Source organism: Fusibacter sp. 3D3 (assembly GCF_001748365.1).
GTDB lineage: Bacteria > Bacillota > Clostridia > Peptostreptococcales > Acidaminobacteraceae > Fusibacter_A.
On record NZ_BDHH01000005.1, the window covers coordinates 158,043 to 171,227 of the forward strand.

The window sequence follows — 13,185 nt, forward strand, 5'->3', positions numbered from 1 at the left end:
GGGTACAGCGGTAATATTTCTTTAAATTCAGATTACTTTGTATATAAATTACAAAGCAATTCTAAAGATATTTTAATGTAATTGAAATCTTATGGACACATCTAATACATATATTAGCTTTATAATGATGAAGTACCATTAAAATGGATTCAACTCATAAGATAAGGAGGATAGGTCAATAAGTAGACCTAACATAAACGATGAAGAGAAAAATGATTATAGGGATTACGGTATTTACACTTTTGATGACAGGGTGTCAACCTAAAGCAAACGATGAGGTGCAAAATACGAATCCGTCGGTGCCACAAGAAACGGTTCAGGGGACAAATCCAGAAACGGAAGCCATTAGTCCAGAAAAAGTTGAGGCGAGTCCGATTGATAAAGAAACCGAAAAAGAAGCGCTTATGTCTTTATTAAAAGAAGGTAGAATGGTGGAGTATAAAACAGTGCTCACCAATTATATAAATGATTTTGATCAAACCGAAATTGATGCCCTCTTTGTAATGCATCAAGCTTATTTAAGGGAACATCTTACTGACGAAATCGATTTATATTATAGCGATGACATGGCCGGCATACATGCGGAGCTCATAGCTGCGCTTTCGGATCAAGCAAGTTATATCGTTTATGGCAGTGATAAATTAAAACTGGTCGATAAATTGCAAACAGAATCCTACAAAGCTTTAGTCCAAAAAACTTTAGAATCGGGTTATGCATTAGACAGTGGTGAGGGTTCTTTCTATCCACAACTGGATTATTCCGAATTGTTATCTGTGTATGAAGGGCATTTGTCAGAACAATATAGAGGCTATTTATCCCTTATGTCAGAAGACCTCAAACAGCCTTTAACCACAGAGGAATATTTAGCGGTGGATTTAGAGACCTTAAAAGCGAGAATGTATGCTTATGAAGACTACTTACAAACTTTTGGAAAGCAAATTAAAAAGGATCAACCAGAGATGTTTGAAGACATACGCATTCAGCTTTCGGTAGGTATTTGGAATACGGTAAATCCAAGTCTATCTAATGGTTTGTTGGGAATGGATTATTATCCAACACAAGAGCTTGTGCATTTTTATCAGTCTATCATAGAGGATGATCAATATCCGATTACAACAGAAGCGGCCTCTAGAATTTTAAAAATTATTGAAGATAAAAGAGAAGACGTATTTGGTTCAGCAGAGAAGACAGAATTGTTGTACCCAATGTCTCAAACGATCTCTGATGATTTAAATCAGAAATTAAAAATGGCATATTAATCAAATTAAAAAGCAAAATGAAGGTGTTCCTACGAATAGGGCACCTTCATTTTTTGACCACAAGTGATTCTGAGGGGTTCTAAAATGTTTGGCATTATATTCATTATACGACACGTGCTATTGGGGGCGTAGGACTTATATTAATGGAGGCCACAGCAGTTGAAAAGAGAGGTAGAATTTCAGATAGAGATTTAGGAATCTGGGATGATGCCCATGTTAAACGGTTAAAAAATATAGTGGATGAATGTAAAATTCAGGGTGCCCTAATTGGAATTCAGTTAGCACATGCAGGTCGAAAATGTGAAGTGCCAACAGAAGATAGCATTGCACCAAGTTCAATCGCGTTCAGTGAAGCCTATCAGCGTCCTAGTGAGATGAATCAAAAGGCAATTGACACCGTTATAGAGGCCTTTAAAAAAGGTGCTGAGAGAGCTTTAAAAGCTGGATTTGATGTTATTGAGTTACATGGGGCCCATGGCTATTTGATCAATGAATTGAGACAATTCGATTGGAGACTCAACTGCCTGTCATTGGTGGTGGATTACTGACGAATGCACTTATGACTGAAGAAATGCTCCAAAACGATAGAATTGATTTGTTTTTTCTAGGGCAAGAATTATTAAGAAATCCATATTGGGCATTAAAGGCATCCCAGGACCTTCACGAGGATATTCAGTGGCCAGTGCCCTATCAAAGAAGTAAGACAATCTGAGGTATGGTTTTTGATTTGAAGAATTGATGGAGAAGGTGGCATAACAGACAAGGTTAGTGATATAATGATAGGTAGACATTATCAATTATAGTTAGAGTGTCAAAGAACAGTTTCGCAGGAACCATCACCCGTAAGCTGTGTCGCGTACTTTCCGTAAACGCATCATAGGGTAGACGGTTGCTCAACTTTTGGTTTTTGAAACTCTAACCCTGTATTCTAATCTAGGAGGAAAATGTCATATGAAAATCATATCTATAAGAGAAAATCCATCTTATAAAGATATTGCAATTCAATATTTTCAAAAGAGATGGGCAAATGAAGCCACCATGAAGATTTATGAAGATTGTATTTCCAACAGTATTTTAGCGCAAAGACCATTGCCACAATGGTATTTATTGCTAGGAGATCAAGATAAAATAGTGGGTTGTGCTGGACTTATAACAAACGATTTTATCAGTCGAATGGATTTGTATCCTTGGGTTTGTGCTGTATATATTGAAAAAGAATACAGAGGAAATGCCTATGGAAAACTTCTGCTCGATAAAGCCAAAGAAGACGCAAATGAAGCGGGTTTTTCAAATCTATATTTATGTACACATCATGTTGGATTTTATGAAAAATACGGATTTAATTATCTTGCAGAGGGCTATCACCCTTGGGGCGAAAGCTCTAGAATTTACGAGTGTGACTTACAACGTTAGAGTAAAATGCCTGCGCTTTGCTGGACGAAAACGAATGCGTTCTCTAATAAAAAACGAGCCATGAATTAATTTCATTGGCTCGTTTTACTGTAAATAAAATACTTTTTATAGCTTGTACACTTTTGTAAGAGGGTTGTTTTACTTTTGACCACTCTAACTCACTTTCAAATTTACAGATAAGGCGAAAAACAATCGGGAATATGTCCTGTAATACTCAAACTGATCTCAAAGTGAAGATTGAAACGGTCTGCAATGAGTTTAATTTTTTCCAGCCAATCACATATTTCTTCTGGTGTCAGAATATAAATATTTAAAATACCATCTAAATACATACTTTCAATATCGTAATTGGTGCTCATTAAACCGTGTAAAAATGCGACGAATTCATCAGATGAATTAATAGGAAATTCTGAAATGTTGATATATCTGATACTGTGATGAATTTCAAGAATGCTTTCATCTGACTCACCAATAAAAACAATATTGCCCTTTGAAGTCTTAACAGCTGCATTTGCATGATCAATCATTTCTTTTGTTTTACCTATACCTGGTTGTCCAATAATCAATTTAATCATATAAGCCCCCTGTAAGTTCTGTATTTTAGGTTCATATTTAATTTTAGCATGATTTGACAAGAATCACACCTATAATTTGAACAAATAAACACTTAAAATGAAAGTTAATTTAGAGCAAGAGAATACTTTTTAAGGAGACATATCATTATTAAACCTTGTATAGCTCCCTTTTTTTGGTTATAATGCTCTTAGCAAGGTGGACCCGTTTATAGAGTGCAACCGATAAATTGGGGACAAAAAAATACTTGGAGGCATAAATCTTGATAAAAGTTGATGTGGAAAATTTAAAGAAATATGTGGATGCGTACTCATTTGTTGAATTGTCATCGGGTCAAATGATCATTAATATCCTCAAAACAGAGGGGATCATGAGAGTCGTTTATACCAAGTTATTTGAGGCGTACAATATTTCAGAACCTAAGTTTTTTGTTCTATTACTTTTGAGTAATAAAAAGGAGGGCATGGCGCTTTCTGAAATTGGAGAACAAATGCTTGTTACTAAAGCGAACATGACGACTTTGATTGAGCGCATGGAGAATGAAGGTTTGGTTTCAAAGAAAAGAAGTCATGAAGATAAGCGTTCTATTAAAGCGACATTAACACCTAAGGGGGAATCTCTTTTCGATGAAGTTAAATTTTTACATAAAGAATTTAGTGAAAAAATGATGAAATCACTGACAAATGATGAAATCGATTCTTTAAATCATTTATTGAGAAAGCTTCAATTTGGGATTATGAATGATTTTAACCCTTGAGGAGATGTTTCCCACTTCTCTAAGTGGGGGTTCATATTCCTAATTCAGAAACGCCCACTGAATGCAATCTGATAGGATTGTGCAAGTGTTACGAAGGTAGCGCAGCGGACTGAGTATACGCTTTGATGTAATGCGCTAGAAGTTGAAGTATTTATAGATCAGACGAATTCGAAATTGCGGTTTTTGAATCTTTATGGTCGGAGTGTCAAAAACCATTTTCGCACGAATCCTCTACCGATGCCGTATCGCGTACTTTTCGTAAGCGCATCATAGGGTAAGGATTCGTGCGAAACTTTTGACTGTTGACACTCTAATTATTTCGTCTTTTTTTCAAAAAAAGTGATGACAAAAGCAACCATTAACAATCCAATTGAAAGATAGTACATATCTTGATTGGCATTGATTGGACATACATTTGATACCTTGGTCGTATAAGTCGTCCAAAGTGTATATGAACTTATGGATAAAGCTAACACAAAGAGTGCATCTGAAATCTTTTTAAACCGTGATGTGTCTTCTATATATTTTCGAATTATTTTCATAAGATACCCTCCTTAATTCTATATAAGTACAAAGATTGTTTTTGTTATGAATGTTGGGTTCTAAATAATATACCACGAAAAGTCAGTATTATCACATATATTAAGAAAGCTTAAAACCCTCGAGGGGCTTTATTTAAAGGCAAACTTGGTTGTTATGTCCTACTGCATTTGTTACAATAGGGATAGTAAGCGAAGAAGGAGAATCATATGCCGTTTGAAATTAAGTTAATAATCTGGATACAAACGTTTAGTTCACCATTTTTGGATCATCTATTTGAAGCTATAACCGTATTGGGTGAATCGTATACTTATATTGTTTTATTAAGTCTGATTTATTGGTGTATAGATAAAGTGAATTCTAGACGCCTATTAATAGCGGTTACACTTTCAGTCGCCATAAATGGGATGTTGAAAGAAATCTTTAATGCGGCAAGACCCATTGGTGTTGAGGGGATAAGAAGTTTGCGTATCCATACGGCCATAGGGGCATCGTTTCCAAGTGGCCATACACAAACCCTTGCGACATTTGTTTTTTCAATGATGCGCATTTATAAAGATAAAATGATGACTATTTTAGGTTTGTTTTTGGTTGTTGCAGTTGCAATTTCTAGATTATATTTAGGGGTACACTGGCCAAAAGATGTCATTGCAGCGGTTATTGTTGCTATGGTCATTGTAAAAAGTTCTGAATGGATACATGAGCGTGCATATCGTTACAGTGATTTTTTGCCCTATTTTATTATTTTAGCAATCGCGAGCGCCTCTTTATTTGCTTTTAAAACAGAGAGCTACTATAAGGGTGTGGCCATTTTGCTTGGGTATATCATAGGTTATTGGGTAGAAGAGAACTTTGTGAATTTTGATGCAAGAGGCCCTTTAGATCGACAAATCATAAAATACATCATTGGCATGACAGGCCTTTTGATTGTATTTGTGGGGCTGAAAATGATTCTTCCAGAGGCACCAAGCATGAGTTTTATCCGATATTTTGCAACTTTATTATGGGCTACAGCAGGCGCACCAGCTTTATTTGTGGCACTGCGCTTATCAAACCATCGAATTTTTTAAGAAAAGAGAAAATGCCATGAGAACGGATAATCGTATAAAATACTGTGTTGAAAATAATATATTTGATAGCTTAAACAAAATTTATGAGGCTGTACCTTCTGGCCAATGTCAAGGGTGTACAAAATGCTGTCATGAGTCAGTAAATATATCAATGGTTGAGGCGTTGAATATTCTACATCAATATTATGAAAAAGAAAATGGTGAAATTGTAATACCTGAAAATATAAAAATGAACCTGATAAAATACTATTTTAGCGAATGGATTATGCCTAAAAAATGTCCTTTTTTAAGTGATGAAAACCTGTGTAGCATTTATCAGGCGAGACCTTTGCCTTGCCGTATATTTGGCAATCGATCTCGACATGCTTTTAATAAGAATTTGGATCTTGTCAGAAAACAAAATAAGCGTGTCGCTAGGGCGATCTTAATGGATTTAAAGCTGAAAGTACCTTTAAAGGTTATCAATCGAACAATTGAGTATTGTGAAAATTACCAAAGAGGGCGCTTACTTGACGAAGGTGATGTCAATGCACTTTATGATTCACTGATCAATTTAGAGGGGAAACTTTATTTTAGCGGTGTCATGGAAGAAATGATGATGAACCAACATCTAGTTGGTTTTTTTATAGAGGCCATTTTACTGAATGAAACATATGAAGTGGTCACCTCTAAATTATTACAAGATATTAGACTCGATATTTTAAGAAGTATCCCTATGAACAAATAAAAAGGCGTTATTGCTCATCTGAAGTTTTAGATTTGCAATAGCGCCTTTTAATTGTTATTTTTCGTGATGATGTTCTAAAATAGTTCGACCCGAGTGTTTGCCCTCTAGCATCATCTCTATTCTACTTTCAATTTCGGATAATGTGATGGTCTCGACAAATTTGAATTTTTCTGTAATGGCCCATTCTTCTGATAAAAGATCCCAAATTTTAGTTCGTAGGGTCATGTCACACTGAACGGAATCAATCCCATAAAGTGTGACACCTCTTAAAATAAAAGGGTACACATTGAGCATTAAATCGGGTGATGCCACATTGCCACAACAGGTGACACAACCCGCATAATCGGTAGATTTCACAGCGGATGCAAGAAAATCGCCGCCAACAGTATCAACAGCTGCAATCCACATCGGTTTAGCAAGCATCTTCGCACCGAGCTGTGTTAAGGCATCTCTATGAAGGACTTCACAGGCGCCGTTTTGAATAAGTTGATCTTTGAGCTGTTCTTTTCCCGTTACAGCCACAACTTGATAACCCAAGTGACTTAATAATCCCATGGCAATACTGCCAACGCCACCAGTAGCCCCAGTAACTAAAATTTTACCAGATTCAGGTTTAACACCATGATCGACAATCTTTTTAACTGAAAGGGCAGCGGTAAATCCAGCTGTACCATAGAGCATGGCATCTTTCAGGGATAGATTTGACGGTTTCTTAACGACCCAATGCGCAGGCACATCAATAAATGCGCCAAAGCCGCCATCCGTATTCATGCCGAGATCATAGCCGGTTACGATGACCTCATCAGAATTATTAAAAAGACTTGATCTGCTCTCTTCAATGATCCCAGCGGCATCAATCCCTGGAACATGTGGATAATTGCGTGTGACACCCTTGTTGCCTGTTGAAGAGAGGGCATCTTTATAATTTAAAGAAGAAAAAAGAACTTTAATTCTGACATGATCTGGTTTGAGTTCCTGAGATTCAAGGTGCTTGATTTCTTTCGTGAACACACCATCAAGTTCTGTTATATAAAGTGCTTTGTATTGCATAGAGACCTCCCGAATGAGTTGATGATAGTTTTATGTAAAACTAATGTTTTTTTCAAATATACCATTAAAATAGTTTTATGTCAAACAAATTGAAAATAAACTCATGATAAAGTATAATAGAGAAAAGGGCCGATAAGATAAGCCATTATTTTTATGACCCGAATGAAGTGAAAGGAATATTGAAAGCTATGAATGACAAGTACATCGTTTATTTTATAAGCAAAACAAAAAAGAAAATGCAAAAATTTATTGAAGCGAAATTGAAAGAAAATCAAATTGATGATTTGGTCCCATCTTATGGAAATATTTTCACTGCACTTTATGAGCATGGTGGACGGCTTAAAATGAGTGAAATAAGCCACTTGGTCAATAAAGACAAATCTACAGTGACCGTTTTAGTGAATAGACTCATTGAAAGAAAATACATTCAAAAACAGTTTTCTAAAGAGGATAGGCGTGTTGTTTATATTGTTCTAACAGATAAAGGCCATGCTTTTGAGCCTGTTTATAAGGAGATATCAGCTGAAATTAATGCTGTTGCATTTGAGGGATTTGAAGATACGGAAAAGGAAATTTTCCTTAAATTGTTAAAAAAGATGAATAACAATTTTGGACGTTATACTGAATGATCTGTATCCATCAGCGGTTGAAGAAGGCATAGTGTAAGAAGACATTTCGATGCTTCTCAGACTATGCCTTTTTAATGGCATATTGCTATTTGTTGTTGTGCAGTAATTTGTGAGCGGATTCTTCAACTTGATCTTTGAAGTGTCTAAAATTATTAGTAAACAAACCATCGTGAATATGTGGTTTTTCAAGGAAATAAAAGGATAAACCGCCAAGGCCAACATGAGTTCCCACAGCGACACCCATCTGAAGTAGCAAGATTTCGCCTTGGAAAGCAGTTTCACTTTTTATAAGTTGCACTAAATTTTCTGCATAGAGTTTATCAGAGGTATAGCCTACGATAACAAAGTCGGTGAGTTCGAGATTAACACGTTCTTTGAAGGCGTCAATATAATGCTGAAGGACTTTTTTTCGACCTCTTTCCTTGCCGACAATGGCACCCTCACCATCGCGCATGGACATAATCGGTTTTACCTTCAACATTTTACCGATAAAGGCGCTGGTGGGTTTCAGACGACCACTTCTCACAAGATTATCGAGGTCATCCACAGATAGAAGGTGTTTTACATTTCTTTTGTAGGCTTCCACAAATTCAACGACCTCTTCAAAGGTTTTATCAGAATTCAATAAACGTGCTGATTTTAGGATAAGCCATCCACTGCCATGACTCATAGAGGTGGAATCCACAATGTGGATCTTATAATCTATGACCTCGTGAGCATCTATAAAATAATCTTTTGCAATGAGAGCAGATTGATAGGAGCCGCTGGTTTTTCGAGACATACAAATGCATAGAATTTCTTTTTTGCCTTGTATATAAGCGTCTTCAAAGAGTTGAAGGAAAAGTGCAGGTGATGGCATAGCCGTTATCGGTGGTGCTTTATAATCTGCAATCTTTGCAAAAAAAGTATCCGAATCAATGTCGATTCGATCCTTATAAGTATGACCATCTATAGTAATACTCAGTGGCGCAATGCCGATATCATACTGTTTGCATATCATCTCTGAAAGATCGCATGTTGAATCTGCTATTAATTTAAACACATGACACCTCTCATTTCTTTGCTGACATTTGAACAGATTTTGATGCACAAGTTACCATTGCTTCTATTAAATCAGATCTAAAGCCTGTTTTTTCAAGTGAGGCCACCGCTTCAATGGTAGTGCCCCCAGGAGAGGTTACTTGATCTTTTAGAACACCAGGATGTAGGCCTGTTTCAAGAGCCATAAGAGCGGCACCGTATATACTTTGAGCAGCCATTTTATAGGCTTGACCTCTTGGCAATCCCAAGAGAACGCCAGCATCGCCCATGGCTTCAATCATCATATACACATATGCTGGAGAAGACCCATGGATTGCAATAGCAGCGTGAATAAGAGATTCTTTAATAACTTCACATTTTCCAATGGCTTCAAAAAGTGAAATAACATAGGCATATGAAGGATCCGCCTTTGACACATCTGTGCAAAGTGAAGTCATACCTGCATTTACATTTGCAGGCGTGTTGGGCATTGCCCGGTATATGCGCAGTTTTTGGTGCGTCCAGTTGGTCAATTGATCCAGTGTTACCCCTGCTGCAATGGATATGACCACTTGATCTGATGAAAAGGATTCACAAATTTCGCCAAGAATGGTCTCCACCATATAGGGTTTAACTGCTAAAATAACATATTCGCATTCTTTTGCAATTTGGGTGTTGTCTAAGGTGGTTTGAATTTGGAGAGATGCCTTTATTTGATCAATGCTACTTTGTGAAGAGGCACTGGCTAAAATTTCATTTTCAGTTACAATAGAGGCGTTTAGCAATCCTTTGATAATCGCTTTAGCCATGTTACCAGCGCCAATAAATCCAATTTTATATTTCATGATAACCTCCAGAGTCTTAAATTAACCATATTGTACACCATATTGTACCATAGAATTGTGATATTTTTGTGATTTTCATTGACAAACCCTCTGAAAATAAATGATAATGAGAACAGTGGGTTAATGTATACAAAGGAAGGCATATATGAATTTAAAAACATTAATGATGAACACAACTAAAGATGCTGTTTTAAATGAACTTTTAATTCTCTATCCAGAAACGGATAATGAAATAGAATCTTATGAAGCAGTTTATGATTTGATTGAAACTTTAAGGCTCATCCCTTTTGATAAATTTGATATTAGGATTGGACTCGTAGATCCAAGTCAATCAGAAGATTTTGAAGAAGGTATTGATGAAGAAGCCTATGTCGTGGTTTCGGGACATGATGAGAAACAAGAATTACATTTTGCACTTGGTTTTGCTAAATGGGAAGAGTGGGTAAATGCGCCAATAAATGTAGATGAAACGCTACAGATTACAGATGAAAGCATCATAGCCATCTGTTTGTATGAAATGACTTTTTATGGGTTTGATGAAGAGACTATTGCCAGTGAACTTGAAGGCCTTGAAAATGGGTTGTCAAGTGATATGTTTCACTAATCAAGTCACATAAAAACATCCGTCAAGTGAAATCGAATCTAAAAAGTGGAGACTGCTTAAGCGTTTTCGCTTTTTTTAGTCTCCATTTTCTATTGAGCAGCTATATAAAGATTTAAATATCAATATTGTGGTATAAGTATTAACAAGCTTTAAAAATTTATAAGGAGGAAAAAATGGACAAAATTGAATTTTTGAAAACTCTTTTTGACTATGTGAGAGTCGTTGATCCTTCTGATAATGAAATTACATACACTTTTCGCCCAGAAGAATTTCATGTGATGACGCAAAATAAGTGCTTTGACTTTTGGAAACAAAATAAAATTTGCGAGAATTGTATTAGCATGAGAGCAATCGCTGAAAATAAAGCTTTAGTTAAATTTGAAATAGAGAACGGCAGAAATCAGTGCATTGTAGAGTATATTCGTGAATAAATAAAAACGTATTAATTTACAGCCTCCTGAGATTCTCTTTCGAGAGCCTCTTGTTCAGCAAGAGAACCATCATATATCCTTTTCATGAGTTCAAAAGTTGCAGATGAATCATGATAAAAATAGCTTAAACCGTCTTTTCCTGTACCTGTGGATTTCATGGGTAATGTATAGAAATGGACATCATCCATTGAGGCGCCCATAAGTGAGGACGTGTATAATAAAACATCTTTAGTCGTTAAATTCGTTTCCACGTAGTCCAGTGCCTTTGATGCAATAAAAGGCAGTTTAAACGTGAGCGCTTCTTTTGCAGCACTCTTTAAAAAGGCTTGCTGACGTACGATTCTTTGAATATCGCCTTCTCTCACTTTGCCATCGTTAGATTTTCTGAACCTTAGGTAACCTAGAGCATTTTCGCCAGAGATTTTTTGAAGTCCAGGCTCAAAGTCAATATGAAGAGGTGGCGTGGCATAGGGGTCATCGTATTGCATTCGAATTGGAACATCGACTTCAACATCTCCAAGTAAGTTTACAATGGCAGTAACACCCTCATAATCGACTTTGATGTAGTGATCAATTTGGATCCCCATAAGTTCTTCTATAGCGGTGGTTAACCCTTCAGCACCTCCCACATCCTTGAAGCCATATCGCGCATTTAATTTTTTTTGACCCAATTTATTATGCCCTTCTGTGGGAAAATAAGTATCACGTGGAATAGAGACAGCGCTGACATTGTTCGTTGCAGTATCAATAGATAATAAAATCATAGTATCGGTTCTCGTGCCTTCAACACCAAATACAAGCACATTGATTCGATCTTGGTAGAATGCACCAAATCCAACAAAGAGTGCACTGATCATAATCAGTAATAGGATAATAATTTTTATGCCTTTTTTCATGGTTAAACCTTCTTGTCTTCATATCGAGATATGACAATTATGTCATTCATAGCTAGTATAAAGCTTTTGAAAACTTTGTCAACAGATATTACAGGATTGTATGATTCATTTTCGGAGACAAAAAACAAAGATTTAACATAAAATTAGCATGTATCTGATGTTCGGCAAGTGTTATATTGATATAATCTAGATGATCCACTAAGTGGTAAACATCCTACATGAAAATCTCAGACAAAAGACCATTATGATTAGCCCATCTAATGGTCTTTTGTCACGAAAAAAAGACATCATTTAGCAACAATTTGTTTTCCTATGTGTAAATGAAATGTAAGAAATATCCGGTGACGGATGTGCTATAATAAACTTCTGCCATCGCAAATAGCGTAGGCATATATTAGAGTGCTCAAGCAATAGACTTTGGGCACATGAAAGTAGGCGCTGGACATGGAACTCAAAAGAAATAAAAAAGCAAAACAGATTCAAGATATCGCGTATGTCGTAACAGGTTCTATCATTTTGGCAATTGCAATTACATCTATACTAAAACCAAACGGTATTATAACAGGTGGTATTACGGGCTTTTCATTGGTGATGGAGCGCCTTCTCGGCATTTCATATATGTATATTTACTACGTCATGTCGCTCCTTGTACTGGTAGCGACCTACTTGACTTTAGGGAAGAAAGAAGCGCGAAAAATTGTCGTGTTTTCATTGTCGTTTCCTATCGTGCTGATATTGTTTAGTCGATTTTCTTTTAACTTTATTCAGAACGATCTTTTTTTAGCATCTGTATATTATGGCCTTATGGCTGGATCTGCAACGGGTTTAATTCTTAAAGGCGGATTTTCATCTGGTGGCACAGATACCATTGCTAAAATTATAAACAAAAAACTTTTTAGATTTATGTCAATTTCCATTATTATTGCAGCCCTTGATGTGAGTGTTCTCATATTTGCGGCATTTGTATTTGATACAAGAATTGCACTCTATGCCTTATTGACTCAAGTTGTCTCTATGAAAGCTGTGGAAACGGTGCTTTATGGTTTCTCTTCAAAGGTGGTTAAGCTTGAGATTATTAGTGAAAAAGAATCTGAAATTGAAGCTTATATTTTAAACCATTTAAATAGAGGCATATCCAAGTATAATATTGTAGGGGGATACACCAATTTAAGTCGGATCAAACTGGTGACCATTTGTTCTCCAAGAGAATCGTTTCTTATTCGGGATATGATTTCCCAAACGGACTCAAAGGCATTTGTAAGTGTCTTACCTGTGAACACTGTATGGGGTGAAGGGATTGGCTTTGATAGCTTATCTGGAACGGATTGAGGATTGGATTTATAGACAATAGAAGCGTAGAAAACAAAAGGA

The 13,185-nt window shown here is 36.2% G+C and carries 17 protein-coding genes; 11 read left to right on the plus strand and 6 right to left on the minus strand.

The features are described from left to right. Positions 1 to 200 precede the first annotated feature (200 nt). The 4 genes from F3D3_RS07950 (at position 201) to F3D3_RS07960 (ending at position 2,672) form a co-directional block, all read left to right on the plus strand. Complete coding sequence (locus F3D3_RS07950) at positions 201 to 1,259, plus strand: hypothetical protein (RefSeq protein WP_069872795.1); 1,059 nt, start codon at positions 201 to 203, stop codon at positions 1,257 to 1,259. Between the two features lie 143 nt (positions 1,260 to 1,402). Continuing rightward, on the plus strand, positions 1,403 to 1,807 hold the full coding sequence (locus F3D3_RS24610; RefSeq protein ID WP_069872796.1) for a hypothetical protein: 405 nt from the start codon (positions 1,403 to 1,405) through the stop codon (positions 1,805 to 1,807). Next, entirely contained in the window at positions 1,768 to 1,971 is a 204-nt protein-coding gene (locus F3D3_RS24615; protein WP_242877106.1) for a hypothetical protein, read from the plus strand. Before F3D3_RS24610 ends, F3D3_RS24615 begins: the two co-directional genes overlap by 40 nt. A 239-nt stretch (positions 1,972 to 2,210) precedes the next feature. Further along, positions 2,211 to 2,672, plus strand: a complete 462-nt coding sequence (locus tag F3D3_RS07960) for a GNAT family N-acetyltransferase (RefSeq protein WP_069872798.1) — start codon at positions 2,211 to 2,213, stop codon at positions 2,670 to 2,672. Positions 2,673 to 2,842: 170 nt separating this feature from the next. Here the strand turns inward: F3D3_RS07960 and F3D3_RS07965 are convergent, their stop codons facing one another. Beyond that, complete coding sequence (locus F3D3_RS07965) at positions 2,843 to 3,247, minus strand: hypothetical protein (RefSeq protein ID WP_069872800.1); 405 nt, start codon at positions 3,245 to 3,247, stop codon at positions 2,843 to 2,845. Positions 3,248 to 3,507: 260 nt separating this feature from the next. Between F3D3_RS07965 and F3D3_RS07970 the strand changes: the two genes are divergently transcribed. After that, positions 3,508 to 4,002, plus strand: a complete 495-nt coding sequence (locus tag F3D3_RS07970; protein WP_069872801.1) for a MarR family winged helix-turn-helix transcriptional regulator — start codon at positions 3,508 to 3,510, stop codon at positions 4,000 to 4,002. Between the two features lie 314 nt (positions 4,003 to 4,316). Here F3D3_RS07970 and F3D3_RS07975 read toward each other — a convergent pair whose 3' ends face one another. Next, complete coding sequence (locus F3D3_RS07975; RefSeq protein WP_069872803.1) at positions 4,317 to 4,544, minus strand: hypothetical protein; 228 nt, start codon at positions 4,542 to 4,544, stop codon at positions 4,317 to 4,319. Positions 4,545 to 4,751: 207 nt separating this feature from the next. On the opposite strand from F3D3_RS07975, the gene F3D3_RS07980 reads away from it, so the two are divergent. Both F3D3_RS07980 and F3D3_RS07985 read left to right on the plus strand, forming a co-directional pair. Then, complete coding sequence (locus F3D3_RS07980) at positions 4,752 to 5,612, plus strand: phosphatase PAP2 family protein (protein ID WP_069872805.1); 861 nt, start codon at positions 4,752 to 4,754, stop codon at positions 5,610 to 5,612. A gap of 16 nt (positions 5,613 to 5,628) precedes the next feature. Further along, positions 5,629 to 6,339, plus strand: coding sequence for a YkgJ family cysteine cluster protein (locus F3D3_RS07985; RefSeq protein ID WP_069872807.1), 711 nt, complete (start codon positions 5,629 to 5,631; stop codon positions 6,337 to 6,339). Positions 6,340 to 6,393: 54 nt separating this feature from the next. Here the strand turns inward: F3D3_RS07985 and F3D3_RS07990 are convergent, their stop codons facing one another. Next, complete coding sequence (locus tag F3D3_RS07990) at positions 6,394 to 7,389, minus strand: YhdH/YhfP family quinone oxidoreductase (RefSeq protein WP_069872809.1); 996 nt, start codon at positions 7,387 to 7,389, stop codon at positions 6,394 to 6,396. A 167-nt stretch (positions 7,390 to 7,556) separates the two neighbouring features. Here F3D3_RS07990 and F3D3_RS07995 point away from each other — a divergent pair, with 167 nt between their 5' ends. Further along, entirely contained in the window at positions 7,557 to 8,018 is a 462-nt protein-coding gene (locus F3D3_RS07995) for a MarR family winged helix-turn-helix transcriptional regulator (protein WP_242877107.1), read from the plus strand. A gap of 85 nt (positions 8,019 to 8,103) precedes the next feature. Here F3D3_RS07995 and F3D3_RS08000 read toward each other — a convergent pair whose 3' ends face one another. After that, the gene (locus tag F3D3_RS08000) at positions 8,104 to 9,060 is read right to left on the minus strand and encodes a DegV family protein (protein ID WP_069872812.1); all 957 of its coding nucleotides are present in this window, start codon (positions 9,058 to 9,060) and stop codon (positions 8,104 to 8,106) included. Positions 9,061 to 9,070: 10 nt separating this feature from the next. Beyond that, positions 9,071 to 9,883, minus strand: a complete 813-nt coding sequence (gene proC / locus F3D3_RS08005; protein ID WP_069872814.1) for a pyrroline-5-carboxylate reductase — start codon at positions 9,881 to 9,883, stop codon at positions 9,071 to 9,073. Positions 9,884 to 10,028: 145 nt separating this feature from the next. On the opposite strand from proC, the gene F3D3_RS08010 reads away from it, so the two are divergent. After that, positions 10,029 to 10,487, plus strand: a complete 459-nt coding sequence (locus F3D3_RS08010) for a DUF6557 family protein (protein WP_069872816.1) — start codon at positions 10,029 to 10,031, stop codon at positions 10,485 to 10,487. Between the two features lie 173 nt (positions 10,488 to 10,660). Continuing rightward, positions 10,661 to 10,918: a hypothetical protein gene (locus F3D3_RS24075; protein WP_069872818.1), complete on the plus strand. Its 258-nt coding sequence runs from the start codon at positions 10,661 to 10,663 to the stop codon at positions 10,916 to 10,918. Positions 10,919 to 10,929: 11 nt separating this feature from the next. Here the strand turns inward: F3D3_RS24075 and F3D3_RS08020 are convergent, their stop codons facing one another. After that, positions 10,930 to 11,814, minus strand: coding sequence for an LCP family protein (locus F3D3_RS08020; RefSeq protein WP_069872819.1), 885 nt, complete (start codon positions 11,812 to 11,814; stop codon positions 10,930 to 10,932). 444 nt (positions 11,815 to 12,258) lie between these two features. Here F3D3_RS08020 and F3D3_RS08025 point away from each other — a divergent pair, with 444 nt between their 5' ends. Further along, positions 12,259 to 13,143: a YitT family protein gene (locus F3D3_RS08025; protein ID WP_069872821.1), complete on the plus strand. Its 885-nt coding sequence runs from the start codon at positions 12,259 to 12,261 to the stop codon at positions 13,141 to 13,143. Positions 13,144 to 13,185 lie beyond the last annotated feature (42 nt).

Coding starts and splice junctions, on each gene's coding strand:
- F3D3_RS07950 (WP_069872795.1), top strand. CDS start 201: ATGAAGAGAAAAATGATTATAGGGATTACGGTATTTACACTTTTGATG.
- F3D3_RS24610 (WP_069872796.1), top strand. CDS start 1,403: ATGGAGGCCACAGCAGTTGAAAAGAGAGGTAGAATTTCAGATAGAGAT.
- F3D3_RS07960 (WP_069872798.1), top strand. CDS start 2,211: ATGAAAATCATATCTATAAGAGAAAATCCATCTTATAAAGATATTGCA.
- F3D3_RS07965 (WP_069872800.1), bottom strand. CDS start 3,247: ATGATTAAATTGATTATTGGACAACCAGGTATAGGTAAAACAAAAGAA.
- F3D3_RS07975 (WP_069872803.1), bottom strand. CDS start 4,544: ATGAAAATAATTCGAAAATATATAGAAGACACATCACGGTTTAAAAAG.
- F3D3_RS07980 (WP_069872805.1), top strand. CDS start 4,752: ATGCCGTTTGAAATTAAGTTAATAATCTGGATACAAACGTTTAGTTCA.
- F3D3_RS07985 (WP_069872807.1), top strand. CDS start 5,629: ATGAGAACGGATAATCGTATAAAATACTGTGTTGAAAATAATATATTT.
- F3D3_RS07990 (WP_069872809.1), bottom strand. CDS start 7,389: ATGCAATACAAAGCACTTTATATAACAGAACTTGATGGTGTGTTCACG.
- proC (WP_069872814.1), bottom strand. CDS start 9,883: ATGAAATATAAAATTGGATTTATTGGCGCTGGTAACATGGCTAAAGCG.
- F3D3_RS08010 (WP_069872816.1), top strand. CDS start 10,029: ATGAATTTAAAAACATTAATGATGAACACAACTAAAGATGCTGTTTTA.
- F3D3_RS24075 (WP_069872818.1), top strand. CDS start 10,661: ATGGACAAAATTGAATTTTTGAAAACTCTTTTTGACTATGTGAGAGTC.
- F3D3_RS08020 (WP_069872819.1), bottom strand. CDS start 11,814: ATGAAAAAAGGCATAAAAATTATTATCCTATTACTGATTATGATCAGT.
- F3D3_RS08025 (WP_069872821.1), top strand. CDS start 12,259: ATGGAACTCAAAAGAAATAAAAAAGCAAAACAGATTCAAGATATCGCG.